This window comes from Paenibacillus sp. NPDC093718 (assembly GCF_050279985.1).
GTDB lineage: Bacteria > Bacillota > Bacilli > Paenibacillales > Paenibacillaceae > Paenibacillus_AQ.
This window is the reverse complement of sequence record NZ_JBNNUS010000001.1, coordinates 1073228-1094410: the sequence shown is the minus strand read 5'-3', so window position 1 is coordinate 1094410 and position 21183 is coordinate 1073228. Positions and strand designations below refer to the sequence as shown.

Here is a 21183-nt window from a genome sequence, read left to right as displayed (position 1 = left end):
TCATGTTGACAGAAGTTAGCAAGGCACAAACGGTTCGCAATGAATATCCGAGGCCCCAGTTTCAGCGCAAAGAGTGGTTAACCCTCAATGGCGAATGGGATTTCAGTTTTGATGATGAAGCCATCGGCGAGGATGCAGGGTGGCACCGGGTGGAAGCGAAGGCTTCGTACACGCGGAAAATTAACGTACCCTTTACGTTTCAAAGCAAGCTGAGCGGCATCAACGATCCTTCCTTTCATGATGTGGTGTGGTACCGCAGAACATTCGAGATTCCGGAGAATTGGAATGGAAAACGGATCGTGCTTCATTTCGGCGCCGTGGATTATTTGGCCAAAGTGTGGGTAAACGGGCATTTGGTGGCTATTCATGAAGGCGGGCATACGCCGTTCCAAGCGGACATTACGGCTTCGCTCGTAAAAGGAAGCAACACGGTCGTGCTGCGGGCGGAGGATTTCAGCCGCGACGTTACCTTGCCACGAGGCAAACAATACTGGCTTGAGCATTCGGCAAGCATTTTCTATACCCGTACGACCGGCATCTGGCAGAGCGTGTGGCTGGAGCCGGTATCCCCGGTACATCTGAGCAAAATAAGGATGACACCCGACATTGACCGGAACGAAATTCGTATCTGGACCTTCCTTGAGGGTTACAAGCCGATGGAGGATCTCAAGCTGCAGATCACCGTATCCTATCAGGGCGAGTGGGTAGCAGAAGATCAATATGCAATTCGAAGCGCGGAGCAGCTGCGGACCATCGGTTTAAGCGATTTTACCGATCATGGTCTGGGACGCCTGTGGAGCCCGGAGCATCCGAACTTGTATACAATCGAATTCCGCCTTGTTCAGGATGAGAACGTTGTCGATCTAGTATCCAGCTATTTCGGGATGCGGAAGGTATCGATCGAGAACGGCAAGCTATGTCTGAATAACCGTCCGTATTTCCAAAGGCTGGTGCTGGACCAGGGGTATTTCCCTGAGGGAATTCTAACGGCGCCGTCGGACGAGGCTTTGAGACGCGATGTGGAGCTGGCGAAGGAAATGGGATTCAACGGCGTGAGAAAGCACCAGAAGACGGAGGACCCCAGGTTCCTGTACTGGTGCGACAAGCTCGGCCTGCTGTTATGGAGCGAGGCCGCCAACGCATATGAATATTCCGAATCGTATGTTCGCCGCTTCACAGCGGAATGGCAGGAGATCATCGAGCGGGACTATAACCATCCTTGCATCGTAACCTGGGTTCCGCTTAATGAGAGCTGGGGAGTTCCGAATGTTCAGCTGGATAAGCGTCAGCAGCAGCACGGGCTTGCGATGTACCATTTAACGAAGTCTTTGGACGATAGCAGGCCGGTTGTTTATAACGATGGCTGGGAGCATATGACCACGGACCTGGTCACCATTCATGACTACGAGAGCCGTCAGGAAGTGCTGGAAGCACGGTATGCAACAGCCGTGTCCGCGGTGGAAGCCATGCCGGCCAACCGGAGGATATTCGTCGGCGGTGCTTCCTATGAAGGCCAACCCATCCTGGTGTCGGAGTTTGGCGGCATTGCCTTCAAGAAGAGCGATTGGGAAGGCTGGGGGTATTCCGGAGCCGAGAACGAGGAGGACTTCCTGATCCGGCTCAAGGCCGTAGTGGATCCAATGTTCTCTTCCCCGGTGATCCAGGGATACTGCTACACGCAGCTGACGGATGTTGAGCAGGAAATCAACGGCTTGCTTACGTATGACCGCAAGCCCAAGGCGCCGCTTGAAACCATACGCAGCATCATGACGGGACAATAGGAGGCAAAAGAAATGGGCGGGACGAATGCCTATGAAGGGGTATACCATAACGAAAAAGCAGTTTATTTAAGAGCCGGGAGTTATGAAGCGGTCATGCTCCCGGATATAGGCGGTAATTTGATAGCGTTTCGGGATATCGAAAAGGGGTACCGGTTTCTGCATGAGCCGACGCCGGAGGAAATGCCGGCATTCAAAGCAAGGCCGATGATTCACGGCATTCCGGTATTGTTTCCTCCGAACCGGTATGAAGACGGCCGGTTCCGGTGGAACGGTAAAGTCCATCAGCTCCCGGTCAATGAAGAGGCGACGGGCCATCATCTGCATGGATTCCTGTACAATATGCCATGGGAGGTGGACGAATACGGGCATACGGGGCAGGAAGCTTATGTGACCGTGTCTGTCCGCGTGGATGAACGGCATCCGGTGTTCGAACACTTTCCGTTCCGGTTCCGCATTCAGCTTCGTTACGGCTTAGGCGATCAGGGGTTGTCCCAACGGGTAACGATCACCAACGCAGGCCAAGAAGCGATGCCGTGTTTGCTGGCGTTTCATACGTCCGTTAACACGCCATTTGCCGAGGGGGGCGACGCCCGGGATTACCGCTTAAAGCTGACCGTCGGGAAGCGGTGGGAGCTGAATGGGCGAATGCTGCCTACCGGTTCCTACCAGGAGCTGTCGGCTAACGAGCAGGCCATGCAAGGCGCCGGCGTTTATCCGTTCTTCGAAAGCATGGACAATCACTATACTGCCGTGCCTCAGAACGGACGGAACCGGATGGAGCTTACCGATGGGGCGAAGAAACTGACGCTGGTCTATGACGTAGGCACCTCCTATAAACAATGGATGATCTGGAACAACGAAGCGACCGAGGGTTTCTTTTGCCCTGAGCCGCAGATCAATCTGGTCAATGCGCCCAATATGGACATGGAAGCTGAAGAGATCGGATGTTTCAGCCTTGAACCGAATGAAATCTGGGAAGAGACCAGCAGGCTGTATGTGAAGGAAAGCCGAGGCTAAAAGCCGCAGGTGACAGTCGGCAGAAAGATAAATGCCGACAAATTAAACATATAAGAAGGAGTTAAACATGACTGAATTAACACTGCCGCGTCCGGAGTACCCCCGTCCGCAATGGGTGAGACCCGACTGGATCAATCTGAACGGTTCTTGGCAATTCGAAATCGATCATGGGAAAAGCGGGAAGGAGCGCGGATTCCATGAGCCGGGACATGATCTGTCCGGAACGATCACCGTTCCTTTCTGTCCCGAGAGCAAGCTGTCCGGCGTTGAATATAAGGATTTCATGGCAGCCGTATGGTATAAGCGGGATTTTACCGTGCCTGAAGAATGGAAAGGCAGCATCCTGCTTCACTTCGGGGCTGTGGATTACGAGACGGAGGTATGGATAAACGGTGTATCCGTAGGATCGCATCGCGGGGGATATACGCCCTTTAGCTTTGATATCACCTCGCATGTGATACCGGGCAAGAACGTAATTACCGTCTGTGCGGAGGATGACGTCCGTTCCGGACGCCAGCCGCGCGGGAAACAAAGCGGACGCTTCCACTCGCATGGCTGTGATTATACCCGTACGACGGGGATTTGGCAGACGGTATGGCTGGAGCAAGTGCCGAAGGTCTATATGTCCGACATGAAGCTGGTGGGTGACCCGGATAATGGATGTGCCCACCTCGAGATTAAGATCAACGGGAACGCAGCAGGCCATAAATTGACCGCATCCGCCCTGTATGAAGGGAAAGCGGCAGGGAATGCGAGTGCCGTCGTATCCGGGCCGTACGTCAAACTTACCATTCCGTTATCAGAGGTTCACTTGTGGGAGGTGGGTCAGGCCAGGCTGTACGATCTGGAATTAACCCTGCAAGGACGGGATCAGGTGAGCGACACCGTCCAATCCTATTTCGGGCTCCGAACCGTTATGCTGGACGGAATGGCATTCCGCATCAACGGCAAATCCGTATTTCAGCGCCTTGTGCTGGATCAAGGCTTCTATCCGGATGGAGTCTATACGGCTCCGAGCGATGAGGACCTCCGCAAAGACATCGAAATTTCGATGGGACTGGGTTTTAACGGCGCAAGGCTTCACGAGAAGATGTTTGAACCGCGCTTTCTATACTGGGCAGACCGGTTAGGATATCTGGTGTGGGGAGAGCATGCGAATTGGGGGCTCGACATTACCACGGCGGAGGGATTGTCCGATTTCCTACCGGAATGGCTCGAAGGGATGGAGCGCGATTTCAATCATCCGGCCCTCATCGGCTGGTGTCCTTTCAACGAGACATGGGACCGTGACGGTGCCAAGCAAAATAACGACGTACTGCGCATTGTATACGAGGTCACGAAGAAAATGGACCCGACGCGTCCCGTGATTGATACGAGCGGCAACTTCCATGTCGTAACGGATATTTTCGATATCCATGATTACGACCAGAACCCGGAGACCTTTAAGCAGCGATATGAGCCGATGAAGAACGGTGGAGAGGTTTACAATAGCTTCCCGAATCGGCAGCAGTATGAAGGCCAGCCTTATTTCATCAGCGAATATGGCGGCATATGGTGGAATCCGGACCAAAAAGACGAGAAGTCCTGGGGTTACGGCGACAGGCCGACATCCGAAGAAGCGTTTCTAACACGTTATGCGGGCTTAACGAATGTTCTGCTGGATCATCCGATGATGTTCGGTTTTTGTTACACCCAGCTGTACGACGTGGAGCAGGAAGTGAACGGATTGTATACCTATGACAGACGTCCAAAATTCGATCCCGACGTGATCCGCCGCATCAATTCCCGGAAGGCCGCGATTGAAGATTGAGCTGTTAACATGACCGTTATCGAAGTAGGCGGTGTTACATTTCTGTGTGGTGTATGATTGCATATTATCCGAAAGGAACGTGACGAAGGATGAAGGTGAATTACCGGAATAAATTATTGCTCACGATATGCGCATTCCTTATCCTTCCTATGGGTCAGGCGACACATGCGGCTACGCTTCAAAATAATTTCTATAACGTGGTCATGCAGGAGGGCGCGGATCCATGGGTATATAAACACACCGATGGCTTTTACTACTTCACAAAAACGACCGGCGGAAATGTGACCATATGGAAGTCCGCACAGCTTACCACGATTGATGCAGCTCCGACGAGGGTCGTGGAAACGGGCTGCTGCAGCATCTGGGCTCCCGAATTACACTACATCAATGGCGCTTGGTACATCTACTATGCCAAGGATGACGGGGATAACGTCAACCACCGCATGTATGTCATGGAGAACACATCGGCGGACCCGACGCAGGGAACCTGGCAGTACAAAGGCCAGATTACGGACCCGACGAACAAATGGGCGATCGACGGCACAGTGCTGCAGGTTAACGGTCAGCTCTATTTTATCTGGTCCGGCTGGGAAGGGGACACTAATGTGCGGCAGAATCTGTACATCGCCCATATGAGCAACCCTTGGACGATTGATTCGAACCGCGTTGAAATTGCAAGGCCTACGTATGATTGGGAAACGAATCATTCCCCGCATGTAAACGAAGGGCCGCAGGTGATTGTGCGAAATGGTCTCATCAATCTGGTATACTCGGCAAGCGGAAGCTGGACCAACGACTATTGCCTGGGCCTCATCACGGCCAGCACAACCAGCGATCTGCTGAATCCGGCATCATGGAGCAAACGCAGCCAGCCTATATTCAAGTCCGGCAACGGGCTGTACGGGCCGGGGCACCATTCCTTTACCAAGTCTCCCGACGGTTCGGAGGACTGGATGCTCTATCATGTCGCCAAATACAATAATGCCGGGTGGAATCGCGAGGTTCGAGCGCAGAAATTCACGTGGCATGCCGACCATACGCCAAACCTCGGCGTTCCGGCGAATCCGAATGCTCCGATAGCCCTGCCGTCCGGTGAAGCGGCACATACCCGTTACGAGGGTGAGGAGGGAACATTCGGAGGTGTCGCCTATGCATCCCAAAGCTCTAACGGCTCGGGAGGCATGAAGGCCGGGCATATCGATACGCCGGAGAGCTATGTGGAATTTTCGGTGCATGCCCCATCCGCAGGCGAATACATTCTGCTGGCCCGCACGGCGAACGGAACGGCCGGGGGGAATTGGTCCCATCTAATGCTCAGCGTGAATGCCGGGACGGCAAGCAAGTTTCATATCACAAATAAAGGATGGGAGAATTGGGGCCTGTCTACGGCGAAGGTTCAGCTGAAGGCCGGCGTGAACAAGATACGTTTCTCAAAAGGCGAAGGATACGGAGAAATCGACTTTTTTGACATCAAGCCGGCAAATTAGGACACAGCGGCTGGCTTAGCTTACCGAAAAAATAAAGTAATTAAAAGCTTGATCATGGATGGCTTCCGTTTCTCCCGGAAGCCATTTCTGGCTAAGAAAGGAATGATTTCTTTCGGTGCATGCCTTTGCAAGCATGATTGTTTTTCATTTCACGAAGAGATAAGATGAATGGTAATGAATATGTTTAAAGGAGAGCGGATTTGTGCTGGAACTTGGTTTTAACGACCCGGAAAGACTGGTCACGGTAGCTCATGCCCTGTCAACGCGTTCTCGGGTTGATATTCTGAGGCTTTTGAATTCCAAAAATTTGAATATCATCGAAATCGCCGAGAAACTCAACCTTCCCGTTTCGACGGTGGCAAGCAATATCAAAGTGCTGGAAGCGGCCGAGTTAATCAATACGGAATTGCTTCCGGCTTCGCGCGGCGCAATGAAGGTGTGCAGCCGGAATTATGATGATATCCATATTGCGTTGAATTTGAAGAATTCGGTCCCCAAGGGAGTTACGCATGTTTATGAAGTCGATATGCCGATCGGCCATTACAGCGATTGCGAAGTATCGCCTACATGCGGAATGGCGAATGCCGACGGGTATATCATAAAGGAAGACGAGCCGGCGAGCTTTTACCATCCCAAACATGTCAATGCCCAGATCATCTGGCTTCGCAAGGGATATCTGGAATATTTGATGCCGATGGATATTCCGGCCGGAGCCCGCATCGAGTCGCTTGAACTGTCCATGGAGATGTGCTCCGAGGCCCCCAATTATGATCATAACTGGCCTTCGAATATTTCGGTGTGGGTTAATGGCGTGGAGATCGGCATGTGGACAAGCCCCGGCGATTTCGGGGATCGGCGAGGCAAGCTGAACCCGAATTGGTGGTATGATTGGGCAACGCAATACGGGTTTCTCAAAACATGGCGCGTCGATGATGAGAAGACGACGCTGGACATGGAGAAGGTATCGAGCGTTACCTTGGATCAGCTGAATATCGCCGCGAGCCCCAAGTTGCGGCTGCGCATCGGCATCAAACCCGATGCCGTGAATCAAGGAGGGCTGAATCTGTTCGGCCGCCAGTTTGGAGATCACGAACAGAATATCATCATGCAGATAAAATATACGATGGATCAGGATGAGGAAGACCTTTAGCTGCATGGTCGCATGCTCGCATGATCTGTTGGCACCATGCCGTCCATATCCATAAATGGCAGTACAGAAAATTATTCTGTACTGCCATTTTTATGGTCAGTGTACGGAGCAGGCTTCGATCCGTTAGGGGCGAGCCATCTGGATTCCGCGGTCACGCACGCCTCGTTCCTGTTTATAGTTTGAAACAAAAATGAAACATTGCTGGTTTTTTAATTATATTACACTAGTTAATGGATCAAAGTCCTGCAGCATCAGCAAGTGAAAAAAGATTTGAACGCGTACAGAGAACACGGAATTAGTCCCGGTCATCTCTGGGGGAGGAAAGAAAAAGATGAAAAACAAACGACAATGGTGGCCTAGCTTCCTGGTTTTCGTGTTGACGGCAGTCCTGATGGGGTCCGGTATGCCGCCTGTCAACGAGGTATCGGCAGAAGGCACGGAAAGCTCGCTATCGTCAACCGGGGATCATGGAAATGTGAATCTGCCTTCAGATGAAGGAGAAGCTGTGAAGGCAGAAGAGGACGGACCTGACGAACCTCTCTCAACCGGAACGGAAGAGGAAGTGTCCGCGCAGGATGATGGCACCATGCAAGCGAAGACTGCGGATATCGGTGCGTTCGGTTTATTTGCAGGAGGAGACGGTTCACTGGAGCAGCCCTACCTCATTGAGACAGCTGAGCAGTTAAACGCTGTCCGGAATAACCTTGAGGCCCACTACCAATTAGTTCAAGATATTGATCTGTCAGGGTATGCTACGATAGAAGGCTGGGAACCGATCGGGACTGACTCGGCCAGGTTCAGTGGGACATTCGACGGGCAAGGGCATCATATTACCGGATTGGGGATAGGCGCTCGTTATTGGAGTCTCTTGGGCTTGTTTGGTATCGTCGGTGACAGCGGAATTATTAAAAATGTCATTCTTGAAGACGTGAGGGTAGGCGTAGGAAGTTATTATCATTGGAGTTCAGGCGGGGTTGCGGGAATAAACTACGGCACGATCCGAGAAGTGCATGTGACGGGTAGTGTAGATGGATCCCATTATTCCGGCGGTTTGGCAGGAATGAACTACGGCATAATTAACGGGTCATCTTTCTCAGGGACGGTAGCGGGATTAGTCGGCGTCGGAGGTCTGGCAGGAGAGAATGGCGGTGATATGAGCAGCTCCTATGCTTCGGCACAGGTCTCTGGAGATGATAACGTTGGGACCCTCGCAGGACGAAATAGCGGCCGGATTCATTCTTCGTATGCCAAGGGAACCGTGAATACGAGACAGATCTCCGGCGGTTTGGTGGGCATTAATTTGGACAGCGGCATGATTATCGGCACTTACTTTTCCGGAACCATATCAGGAGCAGGAGACGGTATCGGGGGGCTGGTCGGGATCAACAATGGCTCGGTGGATTCGTCTTATTGGAATACGAGTGCGTATAATACAGCCCCTCCTGACAATGGGATAGGAACGCCGGTGACCGAGGAAGAATTGAAACAGCATGCCATATATGACCAGTGGGATTTTGAGGATACCTGGTACCTGTATAACGGGCAGACGCTGCCTTTTCTGCAATGGGAGGACCCGTTTGAAAGAGCCGTTGTTGCGATGGCTTCTGAAACGTTGGACGTCGGGAACAGCACTCAAATGGTTGTGACCGCCAATCATCAAAGACAGTCGTCGTATATCGCAACGAATATCGCTGGCTATGCTGTCAGCGAGGGAGAATCTATCGTTGACGTTGATCAAGAAGGACAGATTACAGCAAAAGCTCCAGGGAGAGCGGTGATTAGCGTCACGTTGCACGGCGATACCACCCAGGTCGAAGTCATTGTCAATCCGTATACCGTTACCGGTGTCATACAGCCTGATGCGTTAACGGTTGCTAACGGGACGCCTGTTGATGAAATAGGCCTGCCGGACACAGTCCAAGTCACGTTGAGCCCTGGTCAATTGACGAGAGCCGCTGCGGTGGAATGGACCTTGGCTGACGAGAATCATTCGTATCAGCCTGCCACTCCGGGCATCTATACCTTTACGGGCAGTTTGGTGAATTTACCGGAAGATGTGGCGAATCCGGACCGTTTGAAGGCAACGATCAATGTAACGGTAGGCCAACCGTTTATCGTTAAGATGAGCGATATTCCAACCATCCAGGTAAGCCACGGTACCCAGAAATCCGCCATTACTCTTCCTAAGCAGGTGGAGGCAGGATTAAACCATGGCGGCACGGCTAAAATGAATGTGACCTGGGATCATGGAGAACCGGTGTATAATGGCCGGCAAGCAGGCACTTACACCTTCAAGGGCTCCTTGGAGTTGCCGGACGGCATTATCAACCCGAACGAATTGCATGCAGTTGCCCAAGTCACCGTTCTTGAAAAAAGCAGGGATGGAGGTTCAGGTGGAAGTAACGGCTCCGTGGTGAGTGGAGGTAACGAAGATCTGCTGGGCAATACATGCGTTAAAGGAACCGAAGGTAGAACGATTCTGTTTCCTAAGGGTAAGATTATTATTCCGAAGAGTGTGGGGAACGTAACCTTCTGTCTCAACTTTAAGGTAATCGAAGACACGAGCGCATTTCCATTGACTGAATCCGAGCGACTTGTCAGCCAAGTGATCGAAATTACGAAGAATTGGAATGGAGCTTTTCACAAAGCGGTCACCCTCAACCTGGAATTTGGAACCGATGCTCTTAACAATGAAGAAGATACCGTGAGTCTGTATTGGCTCAACGAAAAAACGAACGAATGGGTCGAACTAAAGAACATCAAAGTGGACTGGGACCAGGGGACCGTGGCCGGCACGATCGATCATTTGGCCCAATTTGCGGTGATTGCTACTAAGGTTAAAAAGGAAGTCGAGGGTACTCCTGAGACGAGTTTTACCGATCTTGATGGGCATTGGGCTAAGGACATGATTAACCAATGGGCTCGAATCGGAGTAATTAGCGGCTATTTAGACGGTACCTTTAAACCTGACCGTCCCATTACCAGAGCGGAATTTGTATCCCTGCTTGTCCGTGCCTTCAACCTGGACGAGAGGAGCGGTCATGCATTCTCCGACACAAAAGGCCACTGGGCGCAAGACAGGATTGCGACTGCCCAAGCCCACGGGATCATCGAAGGGTATACGCCAACATATTTCGCTGGGAAGGACCCGATAACACGTGAGCAGATGGCCGTGATGGTCATGCGGTGGACGGGATTGTCTGCAGGGGAAGGAACGCCGGCATTTATCGATCAGGACAGCATTTCCTCATGGGCCTGGGAAGCGGCAGTGGCACTGTCGGAGCAGGGAGTCCTCACGGGCTATCCGGGTGGGAGCTTTCTGCCTCAGAATGAAGTAACCCGTGCTGAGGCCGTGGTCCTTCTCCTTCGGGCTATGGAAATGAAAAGACCCGCACAAGGCGGCAGTGTCATGATACTCAGGTAAATAGGATGAAATGGCGGCTTCTGCCAGCCAAAGGTCTTCAGAGCATAGGATTCTCGAACCCCCCGGATCGCGTGAAGCGCGTTGACCGGGGGGTTTTTATTCCATACTTATTCAAACCAATCATGTGTCGGCTAACTAAGCCTGCCCTTCATTAACCGAGCTCGCAGCGCTCCATATATTTCTTCGCACCTTTGCAGTCCGGCCCATTCATCTTCCGGTTTACATTCCGTTTAAATAGGGGTGTTACGATTCAATCATCCAATAGCAAAGAGGAGGAGGAAATCATCATGGAGCATGTATACAGAAAGAAAATAGAGCCTAACCCGGGCGATTTGGCCGTTGAGGCTTACGGGCTGGTCAAAACATTCGGCGATAACCGCGCCGTGGACGGCGTGAATCTGAACGTGCGTACCGGAACGATTTACGGTGTGCTTGGTCCGAATGGGGCAGGCAAGACAACCACCATCCGGATGCTGGCAACCTTGCTAAAACCGGATGCGGGTTCTGCCCGAATCTTCGGACATGACGTGCAGGCGGAATCGCAGATTGTCCGTCAGTTGATCGGGGTAACCGGCCAATACGCGTCGGTGGACGAAACGCTCAGCGCTACGGAGAATCTGATTATATTCTCCCGTTTGCTTGGTTTGGGGCGTAAGGAGGCAAGGCGCAAGGCGGATAAGCTGCTGGAGGAATTCGGTTTGTCGGAAGCCGCGAAGCGGCCGCTAAAAAATTTCTCCGGCGGCATGCGGAGAAGGCTGGATCTGGCGGCAAGCCTGATTGCCCAGCCGCCGCTCATTTTCCTCGATGAACCGACGACGGGGCTCGATCCAAGGACGCGTTCCCAGATGTGGGATACGATCCGCCGATTGGTGAATACCGGTTCAACGGTATTGCTGACCACGCAGTATCTGGAGGAGGCGGACCAGCTGGCAGACCGCATCGCCGTTATCGATTACGGCCGGGTTGTGGCCGAGGGTACGGCCGATGAACTGAAGATGTCGGTAGGCACTTCCTCGCTGCATTTGACTGTCCAGGATTCGGTTGACATGGATCGCGCCCGTCATACCGTGGAACAAGTGTTAGGCGTCCATGCCAATGTATCGCCCGAAGCCGGAAAGATAACGGCGCCGATGGCTAATGCGGGTCTTGTTACAGACCTGTTGATCGAGCTGCGAACGGCAGGAATCGGCTTGTCCGAGATGAGCGTGCAGAAGCCGACCCTGGATGAGGTATTCCTGACAATCACAGGCCACGGCGTGAAGGAAGACGCTGCCCAAGGGTCTTATGAAACCAATGATAGAGAGGTGGCACGGGTATGAGCAGCACCATGATTCAGCCTGGGACGGAACGTCAGCTTAAGAACCGCACGAGTTTGGGTCAGACGATCCGAAATTCGTTGACGATGGCCTACCGCGGGCTGCTGAAGCTCCGGCGCACGCCCGAGCAGTTGTTTGACGTCACGTTTCAGCCCATTCTTTTTACGCTGATGTTCACTTATATTTTTGGGGGCGCCATCTCCGGTGACGTGGCGAGTTATTTGCCCGTCATCATTCCCGGCATCCTCGTCCAGACCGTGATTACGACCTCCGTCGTCACAGGCGTTCAGCTGCGCGAGGATATGGATAAAGGCGTATTCGACCGATTCAAATCGCTGCCGATTGCGCGCATCGCACCGCTGGCTGGTGCGCTGCTGGCAGATACGATTCGGTATACCATTGCAACAGTGCTTACCTTTACGATGGGATATATTATGGGGTATCGGCCCGAGGGCGGCTTGGGTTATGTTGCTCTTGCGGGGGTGGTCGTCATTTTGTGCTCATGGGCCATTAGCTGGATCTTTGCTTTCTGCGGCGTGATTGCAAGATCCGCCTCCGGCGTGCAGGGGATATCGATGATCGTGCTGTTTCCGCTTACGTTTCTCTCCAACGCGTTCGTGCCGGTGGATACGATGCCGGGCTGGCTGCAGTGGTTCGTCAATATGAATCCGATCTCGCATCTTGTGACTGCCGTTCGGGATCTCACCAACGCTGGCATCGTGGGCTGGGATCTGACGATTTCCTTGGTTGGCGCCGCGGTCATTGTGGCCATCTTTGCTCCCATTACGGTTCGTGCTTACATGCGCCGCACTTGATACCAAGGGGGCTCGCCTAACGGCGTTTACCCATGCTGCCGGGGAAAGCAGGACTTCCGTCCGAAACGCAGGTTGACATTGATTTATGAATTCACTATACTGTCTGTAATCTTATAAGCGACATACGTTGAAAGAGCCCAGTAGCAGCTTGGTCCCTGTTCTAGAAAGCCGGGGGGGGATGGAACCCGGTACACACCAAGGCGGCGAATTACACTCTGGAGTATCTCGGGTAATGCCGAGCGGAAACGACGAACGATATCTCGTCTAATGAGCGGCATGAATGACGCGCGGCAGCGTGCAGATCATTCGTGCAATCTGGGTGGTAACACGGTTAATAATCGTCCCTATGTCTATAACAGACAAGGGGCGATTTTTTGTTTTTCAACGAGTTGGACGTTTCGTTATAAGGAAATTACTGAACTAAAAGGAGTGTTAACACTGTGAATATTATCGACGAACTGGAATGGCGCGATGCGATTAACCAACAGACGGATGCCGAAGGCCTCCGGGAGCTTACGAATGAAAAATCCATCTCGCTGTACTGCGGCGTGGACCCAACGGGCGACAGCATGCATATCGGTCACCTGATTCCCTTCATCATGCTCAAACGCTTCCAGCTTGCCGGCCATCGTCCGGTCATTCTGATCGGGGGCGCGACAGGCACCATCGGGGATCCAAGCGGACGTCAAACCGAGCGATCCCTGCAGACGCTGGAGCAGGTTCAAGCTAACGTTGACGCGTTGACCGGACAAATGAAAAAACTCTTCGTAACCGAGGGTGACAATCAAATCCGCATGGTTAACAACTACGACTGGACGCATAAAATCAACATTATCGAATTCCTGCGCGATTACGGCAAAAACTTCAGCATTAACTCGATGCTGGCGAAGGACGTGGTTGCGAGCCGGCTTGACAGCGGGATTTCGTTTACGGAATTCTCATACCAAATCCTGCAGTCGGTCGACTACCTGCATCTGTACCAGCATGAGGACGTGCAGCTGCAAATCGGCGGATCGGACCAATGGGGCAACATTACAAGCGGCCTGGATCTGATCCGGAAGAAGGAAGGACCCGAAGCAAAAGCGTTCGGCCTGACCATACCGCTCATGCTGAAAGCCGACGGCACGAAGTTCGGCAAAACGGCCGGCGGCGCGATCTGGCTCGACCCGAACAAAACGACGCCGTTCGAGTTCTACCAGTTCTGGGCGAACACCGACGACCGCGACGTTGTGAAATACCTGAAGTACTTCACCTTCTTGACCAAAGAGCAAATTGACGATGTGGCCGAAAAGGTGCAGAGCGAGCCGCATAAACGCGAAGCGCAAAAAATGCTGGCTGAGGAAATGACGAGATTCGTGCATGGCGAAGAGATGCTGGAGCAGGCCAAGCGCATTACGGCGGCTTTGTTCAGCGGCGATATTAAATCCCTTACGGCCGATGAGATCGAACAGGGATTTAAGGAGATGCCGACATTCGAAGCCACGCCGGAAACGAAGAATATCGTGGACTGGCTTGTGGATCTGGGCATCGAGCCTTCCAAGCGGCAAGCTCGTGAGGATATTACCAAAGGCGCCATCTCGATGAACGGCGAGCGTATCAGCGATGTCGGTCACGAGGTGACAGCCGACCAAGCGATTGGCGGCCGGTTCATCATCATTCGCAAAGGCAAGAAAAACTACAGCTTGGTGAAAATGTCCTAGAAGACGGTATAACCATCGAGGAGAACGGTCTCCCCGGACGAAAACACCCGTAAAAAGCCGCTAAACACGTTTCATGTGCTTAGCGGCTTTTACATTACCAGGTTAGGCAGAATCTTCTGATTGGCCTTTTTACTAGAGATGGGAAAGAATAACCTCGGAGGCTTACCCTCCTGATCTCGCCAGTAAACATTTGCTATATGAGCTCTGTCCAGAGAGGGTTCGTCGATTGGCGTTATTTTTATTTGAAAGTTTCTCTCTTTTAATAGGATAATATCTGTAGTGTTAAAGGAGGTAGATGATATCATGAACATTCAACTGCAGACCGAGCTGTGCGAGCTGTTCCAAATCCGTTATCCGCTCTTTCAGGCAGGAATGGCCGGGGGACCGACGACAGTTGAGCTGGTCGCCGCCGTATCCAACGCAGGCGGACTCGGGACACTGGGTGCGGCTTATATGGAGCCGGCTGCCATTCGCGACAGTATTCAGGAGATCCGCAAGCGGACGGATCAGCCTTTTGCCGTCAATCTTTTTGCGCCCAGTGCCCCGGATGGCCAAGAGCGAATCGGAGAAGTTCAACAGGAGCTAAACCGGATGCGGGATGACCTTGGCATTCCCCATGCAGGCAAGGATCTCGTAACTACCCCGGATTGGTTCGAGGAGCAATTCGCGGTTCTGATCGAAGAGAAGGTGCCCGTCATTAGTACGGCATTCGGGATTCTGGATGAGCCTCATATGCAGCAAGCGAGAGCGGCCAAGCTTCGGGTTGTTGCGATGGCAACCACGGTCCGTGAAGCCATATTGGCTGAGCAGGCAGGGTGTGATGCCGTCGTTGCCCAAGGCAGCGAAGCGGGCGGACACCGTGGAACGTTTGATATTTCGGAGCACCCGATGGGTGCCCAAATCGGAACGTTTGCCTTGGTACCGCAAATTGTGGATCGCGTCAAGATTCCCGTGATTGCCGCCGGAGGCGTGATGGATGGACGCGGACTCGCGGCATCGCTTGTTCTTGGAGCCCAAGGCGTTCAGATGGGGACGCGATTTCTGACGGCGGTTGAATCGGGTGCGCATGAGGTTTACAAGCAAGCGCTGCTTCAGAGTACGGAAGAGAGCACGGTGATCACCCAAGCGTTCTCGGGCCGGCCTGCAAGGGGCATCCGCAATACATTCATCAGGCAATGGGACGAGAGCGGTATAGAGCCACTGCCTTTTCCTACGCAGAATACGGTAACCCGCGACATCCGAAACGCGGCTAATCGCCAAAACAATCCGGAGTATATGTCATTGTGGGCGGGACAAGGCACCAGAGGCCTTACTTCGGGACAAACGGCAGCGGATATTGTGGCCGAGACGATCCGGGAAGCACTGTTGTTCTGCCCATTTTCTTCGTGATTCATTGGAGATGAGAGCGGATTACGCTATGCGCTTAGGAAAACATGAAGCAGCAGGCCACCTGAAGAAAACCCTTAAGGTGGCCTGCATATCTTTTTGCTAGAAGCCGTAAGTATCTCCGCCTTCGCCGCTCCACGTCATCTCCACGAAGGAGGACGGATTGGAAGAAGTCGCTGTTTTGGAGCCGGAAGCGTAGAGTCCCCCGGCAACGCCGGTCATCGTATAGTCGGTATACAATTTGTTTGAAGTATAGTTCGTGTAAATCATCGCTCCCGACATATTGGATACGGTTACTTTCTTAAGCTCCAGATTGCTTCCGTAGGACACTCCGTCCGAGGCCGTGGTTTTGCTAGTTCTGAACGCCTGACCCGTGGCTGCATTGTTTTTGACCGTGGTGTTGATAATCTGTACGTCATTGGCCCGCATGAATATTCCGTTGTTGCCCACGGTCGATTCCGGCACCGTATTCTGAAAGTCAACCGTGCTGCCAATCACTTTGATATGATGCGTGCCCTCTTTGAAATCAAAGCCGTCGTTTTTGGTCTGTATGGCGCTGCAATTCAGGAACGTAATATATCCGCTTCGATCCGGATTTGGCAGTGTGGTCCAGTTTTGATCGGCATCCCCCACATAGAAGCCCTCGCCGAACTTCCCGCCTTGCCCCGCGCTATGGGCGGTACTGTTCGAGACAAGCCAGTACTGGCTGTTTTTCCGAATCTTGAACGCTTCTGCCGTCGTATTTTTGACCGTTACGTTGGTAACGTAGCCGTGAGAGGCCTCAATCAGCAGGCCTTTGTTTGATTTGGAGTTGGAGTTGATCGTCACATTCTCCAGCTTATAATAGCTGTTCTTGATATGGAAAGCCGCGTTGCCTGCCGATGCGGTGAAATGAAAGGTGACTCCGATGCCCGTGCCGCGAATCGTAATGTAATTGCCTGACGATCCGTTCCGGGAGGTTGCAATGGTTCCATCCGACACCGAGTAGGTCCCGGATACTTCAATAATGTCACCGGGATTCGCGCTGGCTAGGTAGCTCCGCAGCGTCGCGACGTCACCGGCCGGGACCGTTTTGGTTGCCGCCTTTACAATGTGACCAGGGTAGAATGCGAATACAAGCATGAAGCAAAATAAAGATACCATGCCAAACTTGAATGATGGCTTGATCATCATGAAACCTCCCCGCTATTTTGGACACTATTCATCGTACCGTCGCATTTTTTACCTTGCGTTTTTTCTGTGCGGAACACATCACCTCACTTGACCAGGATTAGAATCATTGTTTAAGCGCTCTAATTATAATCCAATCCCCATACCACATTGCTGCTTGAAAATATCATAATTTCGTCTGCATTCGATACTGAAGAGGCGTCAAACCGTACTTTTTTTTGAACATGGCGATAAAATACGAGGGGTAGTTGAATCCGGTCTGTTTACTGACGTCTTCGATTGTCAGAGACGGCAAGCCAAGAAGCGTTCTGGCTTCCTCCAAGCGCTTGTTGTTCGTATATTCGATGATGGTCATGCCCATCTGCTCTTTGAACAGCTTGGACAAATAACTGGGAGAGAAATGAAGCTCCGCAGCCATTTCGTTAATCGTGAAGGATAGATGATAGTGCTTGCCGATCCACCTTACCATGGCGCCGACAGGCTCGATCGAAGCAGCGGGAGCAGGATACTTGAAGCCCCCGCTACGATCCGGCGGGTAAATATGGCTATTGAAGTAGGTGAAGAAATGAAATAAAAACAAGGCAACAACTTCCTTCTGAACCTTGGGCGGAACGCTGGCCAGCATTTCATGCAATTGCAGAAACTGATTTTCCAAATACATGGAATCCTTGGACGACAGATGAAACACCTGATTGGACCACGGATGCTCCAGCAATTGTGAAACCGTGGTTGTTAACTGTGGGAGTGCGGTGAGAAAACGCTCGATGACGGAGGCTTTGATTTTCAGCAGGCTGCGAATGTAATTCGGCGGTACGATGACTTTAATATGGTGAATTTGAAAAGGTTTAATCAACACCAAGGTGCCGGGCTTCAGCGAGTACGTTTGATTATCGACGATATATCTTCCGGCGCCTTCGTGAATGTACAGAATCTCCAACCCTTCATGATAATGAAAATATTCCACCGGCTCGGTATGTACGCTTCGATAGTTGAACAGATACAGATTGTCACGCCAGGGAATCGAATGGTGAATTTTCATCTGAAACCTCCTTTTGCATGAATGATGGGTTCAATTACAGAGCTTCCAGCATTTCGGATACATCGTATGCCTAACCCTGCAGAACATGCTTCTGCGATTGACTTCAGCGAGCGAATATCGCGCACAAGAGGGAAAACCGGGAGGCTGTCGAACACTGTATCATAATATATATGTTAAAAAATGCTGCAATGACGGCATAACGGGGGTTATGATGTCCACGCCTATTTTGTCTACAAAATTGTATGTACCTTCTCCCCGAGCGAGGGCTGTTCTTCGCCCCCGCCTGATCGAGCGTTTGAACGGGGGGCTGCGTCTGCAGCGCAGGCTCACTATGATTTCCGCCTCTGCAGGCTGCGGTAAAACTACGCTGCTCAGCCAATGGATCAAAGACTCCTCGCTGCCCGTCGCCTGGCTGTCTTTGGAGGAGGGGGATCGTGAGCCAGCAAGATTCCTGGCTTATCTTGTGGCCGCCCTGCAAACCGTCGGAGTTGAAATCGGAGAGGGCGTCATGAGCAAACTCCAAGCGCCGTCCCCTCTTCCTCTGCCGCTCGAAGGTATCATCACGGCCATCCTTAACCACATAGCGGCCCTTCGGAATCAGTTCATTCTGGTTCTTGACGATTACCACGTGTTGGATTCCAAAGCGATAGACAGCGCTCTTGATTTTCTCATCGAGCACATGCCGCAGCAGATGCATGTGGTTATCGCCAGCCGCCAGGATCCCGATCTGCCCTTGGCCCGGCTGCGTGCCCGGGACCAGTTGACGGAAGTACGGACATCGGACATGCGCTTCACATCCGATGAAACCTCTGAATTTCTGCGCCGCTCCATGGAACTGGATTTGTTGGCCGAGGATGCAGCGCTCCTCGAATCGCGAACGGAGGGCTGGATTGCCGGCCTGCAATTAGCGGCGCTGTCCTTGCAGGGCCATCACGACGCCGCCACCTTTATCCGATCCTTCGGCGGCAAGCACCGTGACGTACTGGACTATCTGGTTGAAGAAGTGCTGCAGCAGCTGCCCGAGGGTATTCAGGATTTTTTGCTGAGCACCTCCATTCTTGAGCGGTTGTGTGGTCCATTGTGTGAATACGTTCTGCGGAGCGAAGCTCGTGATTCTCCGCTGAACGCCATCTCCGGGCAAGAAACCCTGGAGTACCTGGAGCGCGTCAACCTGTTCATCGTTCCGCTGGACAAGGAGAGGCAGTGGTACCGATATCACCATTTGTTCTCGGATGCGCTTCGGCAGCGTCTAACCCGAATGGGTTCTTCTGCGGTTGGCGGAGAGAGGGATGTGTCCGAATTGCATCGTCGTGCCAGCGAATGGCATGAACATCAAGCTCTTCTGCTGGAAGCTTTCCAGCATGCGATTGCCGCTCAGGATGTGGATCGCGCCACACGCCTCATTGAAGGGGAGGGGATACCTTTGATCTTCCGTGGAGCCATTGGACCTGTGCTCCATTGGCTGGATTCCTTGCCTAAGGAGGAGATGGATGCAAGGCCCGCGCTACATGTCATGCATGCTTCCGCCATGTTAATGGTCGGTCAAATGACCGGTATCGAACCTAAACTTCGAGCCGCCGAAACCTATCTGCAAGCTGCGGAGGACGAATATACCCGGGATCTTATAGGACATATCGCCTCCATTCGTGCCACGATTGCTGTCAGTAAACATCAGACGGAAACCATCATGGCGGAATCGCGCCGGGCCTTGGAATTCTTGAGTTCGTATAATCTGCCCGTCCGTACTGCCACGATATGGACGCTGGGATACGCCTACCTGCTGCAGGGGGATCGGGCCGCGGCTGGCAAGGCGTATCAGGAAGCCGTGACCATCAGTCAGAAGATTGGGCACATCATGATTAACATGATGGCGACGCTCGGACTCGGAATGATTCAGGAAGCGGAGAATCAATTATATGCAGCGGCCGAGACGTATCGCCGCGTTCTGGATTTGGCTGGTGATCCTCCGCTGCCGGCAGCCTGCGAAGCGTATCTGGGATTGGCCCGAATATGCAGCGAGTGGAATGATCTGGATGCCGCGGAACAGCATGGGCAGCAGGCCCTCCGCTTGGCCGGGCAGTTCGAGCATATCGACAGGGGCGTGGCCTGCGAGGTGTTTCTCGCAAGGCTGAAGCTTACACGGGGAGCGGTGAGCGAAGCGGCTGCCATGTTAACCAAGGCGGATCACTTCGCCCGTCAGCATCATTTCACGCATCAGCTGCCCCATATTGCCGAGGCACAGGTGCTTGCCCTGCTGCAGCAAGGGGATGTCAGTTCAGCGTTGCAGCTTGCCCAGAGGTTTGAGCTCAAGCTAAGCCTAGCCAGAGTGCTGCTGGCACAGGGGGATACGGCGACAGCGCTGGTGATCCTCGAACAACTGCGGACGGATATGGAAGTTAAGGAATGGGTGAACGAACAGCTTAAGGTGATGGTGCTGCAGGCTTTGGCCTTTCACGTCCATGGGGAGAAACGGAGAGCGGCACAGGTTATTGCGGATGTGCTGGAGATGGGCGAGCCGGGCGGATTCATCCGGATGTTTATCGATGAAGGGGAGCCGATGCGGGAAATGATCAACGCAGCAGCTTTGAGCAAACCGAATCAGAAGCCATTAAGGGAAGCTGTGAGCAAACCGAATCAGAAGCTGTTAAGAGAAGATGTAGACAAACCGAAGCAGCTGCCCTTAAGAGGAGTTGTAGACGGGCCGGAGCAGAAGCTGTTATGGCCCATCCATGACTACCTGGAGCGACTGCTGCATGCATTTGAAGCTGAAAGAAAGGAACGTGGAGTCACATCAGTATTCGTCCCAGGGTTTGTTCAGTCTGCGGATTCTCTGATTGAGCCGCTAAGCCGGCGGGAAATGGAGGTTCTGCGTCTCATTGCCGAGGGGTTATCGAATCGTCAGATTAGCGAGAGGCTTTTTGTTACGCTCTCCACCGTGAAAGGGCATAACCGGATGATTTTTGATAAACTCCAGGCCACGCGCCGTACCGAAGCAGTGGCGCGAGCGCGAGAGCTGGGTTTACTATAAGGTGACAATCGTAGTATAGATATACATCCATAGCTATCCCCCTTCCAATACCGCTATTCA

At 52.6% G+C, this 21183-nt stretch carries 13 protein-coding genes and 1 other annotated feature; of the genes, 11 read left to right on the top strand and 2 right to left on the bottom strand.

Going from position 1 to position 21183, the window contains the following annotated elements; translation table 11 throughout:
* Nucleotides 1-2: 2 nt before the first annotated feature.
* From ACQKPA_RS05330 to ACQKPA_RS05285, 10 genes are all read left to right on the top strand, one after another.
* Nucleotides 3-1781, top strand: a complete 1779-nt coding sequence (locus ACQKPA_RS05330; RefSeq protein ID WP_427490004.1) for a glycoside hydrolase family 2 protein — start codon at nucleotides 3-5, stop codon at nucleotides 1779-1781.
* A gap of 12 nt (nucleotides 1782-1793) precedes the next feature.
* Entirely contained in the window at nucleotides 1794-2798 is a 1005-nt protein-coding gene (locus ACQKPA_RS05325) for an aldose 1-epimerase (RefSeq protein ID WP_427490002.1), read from the top strand.
* Nucleotides 2799-2865: 67 nt separating this feature from the next.
* Nucleotides 2866-4608 (top strand): glycoside hydrolase family 2 protein, encoded by a 1743-nt coding sequence (locus ACQKPA_RS05320; protein ID WP_427490000.1) that lies wholly within the window; start codon nucleotides 2866-2868, stop codon nucleotides 4606-4608.
* Between the two features lie 89 nt (nucleotides 4609-4697).
* Entirely contained in the window at nucleotides 4698-6095 is a 1398-nt protein-coding gene (locus ACQKPA_RS05315; RefSeq protein ID WP_427489997.1) for a family 43 glycosylhydrolase, read from the top strand.
* Nucleotides 6096-6297: 202 nt separating this feature from the next.
* Nucleotides 6298-7245: an ArsR/SmtB family transcription factor gene (locus tag ACQKPA_RS05310; RefSeq protein WP_427489995.1), complete on the top strand. Its 948-nt coding sequence runs from the start codon at nucleotides 6298-6300 to the stop codon at nucleotides 7243-7245.
* 331 nt (nucleotides 7246-7576) lie between these two features.
* Nucleotides 7577-10669, top strand: a complete 3093-nt coding sequence (locus ACQKPA_RS05305; RefSeq protein ID WP_427489994.1) for an S-layer homology domain-containing protein — start codon at nucleotides 7577-7579, stop codon at nucleotides 10667-10669.
* Between the two features lie 287 nt (nucleotides 10670-10956).
* The gene (tetA(58), locus tag ACQKPA_RS05300; protein WP_427489992.1) at nucleotides 10957-11988 is read left to right on the top strand and encodes a tetracycline efflux ABC transporter Tet(58) subunit A; all 1032 of its coding nucleotides are present in this window, start codon (nucleotides 10957-10959) and stop codon (nucleotides 11986-11988) included.
* The gene (tetB(58), locus tag ACQKPA_RS05295; RefSeq protein ID WP_427489990.1) at nucleotides 11985-12800 is read left to right on the top strand and encodes a tetracycline efflux ABC transporter Tet(58) subunit B; all 816 of its coding nucleotides are present in this window, start codon (nucleotides 11985-11987) and stop codon (nucleotides 12798-12800) included. The genes tetA(58) and tetB(58) overlap by 4 nt, the downstream gene beginning before the upstream one ends.
* A 118-nt stretch (nucleotides 12801-12918) precedes the next feature.
* Nucleotides 12919-13149, top strand: a binding site (T-box leader).
* A 91-nt stretch (nucleotides 13150-13240) separates the two neighbouring features.
* Nucleotides 13241-14500, top strand: a complete 1260-nt coding sequence (tyrS, locus tag ACQKPA_RS05290) for a tyrosine--tRNA ligase (protein WP_427489988.1) — start codon at nucleotides 13241-13243, stop codon at nucleotides 14498-14500.
* Nucleotides 14501-14803: 303 nt separating this feature from the next.
* On the top strand, nucleotides 14804-15889 hold the full coding sequence (locus ACQKPA_RS05285; protein WP_427489986.1) for an NAD(P)H-dependent flavin oxidoreductase: 1086 nt from the start codon (nucleotides 14804-14806) through the stop codon (nucleotides 15887-15889).
* Between the two features lie 99 nt (nucleotides 15890-15988).
* On the opposite strand, the gene ACQKPA_RS05280 is transcribed toward ACQKPA_RS05285, so the two are convergent.
* Both ACQKPA_RS05280 and ACQKPA_RS05275 read right to left on the bottom strand, forming a co-directional pair.
* Nucleotides 15989-17059 carry a hypothetical protein gene (locus ACQKPA_RS05280; RefSeq protein ID WP_427489984.1) on the bottom strand — a complete coding sequence of 357 codons (1071 nt, stop codon included), beginning with the start codon at nucleotides 17057-17059 and terminating at the stop codon, nucleotides 15989-15991.
* Between the two features lie 163 nt (nucleotides 17060-17222).
* On the bottom strand, nucleotides 17223-18095 hold the full coding sequence (locus ACQKPA_RS05275; protein WP_427489982.1) for an AraC family transcriptional regulator: 873 nt from the start codon (nucleotides 18093-18095) through the stop codon (nucleotides 17223-17225).
* Between the two features lie 211 nt (nucleotides 18096-18306).
* On the opposite strand from ACQKPA_RS05275, the gene ACQKPA_RS05270 reads away from it, so the two are divergent.
* Nucleotides 18307-21123, top strand: coding sequence for a LuxR C-terminal-related transcriptional regulator (locus ACQKPA_RS05270; RefSeq protein ID WP_427490278.1), 2817 nt, complete (start codon nucleotides 18307-18309; stop codon nucleotides 21121-21123).
* Nucleotides 21124-21183 lie beyond the last annotated feature (60 nt).

What these genes read in the sequence shown, in the direction of transcription:
- ACQKPA_RS05330 (WP_427490004.1), top strand. Translation starts at nt 3, where the DNA reads ATGTTGACAGAAGTTAGCAAGGCACAAACGGTTCGCAATGAATATCCG.
- ACQKPA_RS05325 (WP_427490002.1), top strand. Translation starts at nt 1,794, where the DNA reads ATGGGCGGGACGAATGCCTATGAAGGGGTATACCATAACGAAAAAGCA.
- ACQKPA_RS05320 (WP_427490000.1), top strand. Translation starts at nt 2,866, where the DNA reads ATGACTGAATTAACACTGCCGCGTCCGGAGTACCCCCGTCCGCAATGG.
- ACQKPA_RS05315 (WP_427489997.1), top strand. Translation starts at nt 4,698, where the DNA reads ATGAAGGTGAATTACCGGAATAAATTATTGCTCACGATATGCGCATTC.
- ACQKPA_RS05305 (WP_427489994.1), top strand. Translation starts at nt 7,577, where the DNA reads ATGAAAAACAAACGACAATGGTGGCCTAGCTTCCTGGTTTTCGTGTTG.
- ACQKPA_RS05285 (WP_427489986.1), top strand. Translation starts at nt 14,804, where the DNA reads ATGAACATTCAACTGCAGACCGAGCTGTGCGAGCTGTTCCAAATCCGT.
- ACQKPA_RS05280 (WP_427489984.1), bottom strand. Translation starts at nt 17,059, where the DNA reads ATGATGATCAAGCCATCATTCAAGTTTGGCATGGTATCTTTATTTTGC.
- ACQKPA_RS05275 (WP_427489982.1), bottom strand. Translation starts at nt 18,095, where the DNA reads ATGAAAATTCACCATTCGATTCCCTGGCGTGACAATCTGTATCTGTTC.
- ACQKPA_RS05270 (WP_427490278.1), top strand. Translation starts at nt 18,307, where the DNA reads ATGTCCACGCCTATTTTGTCTACAAAATTGTATGTACCTTCTCCCCGA.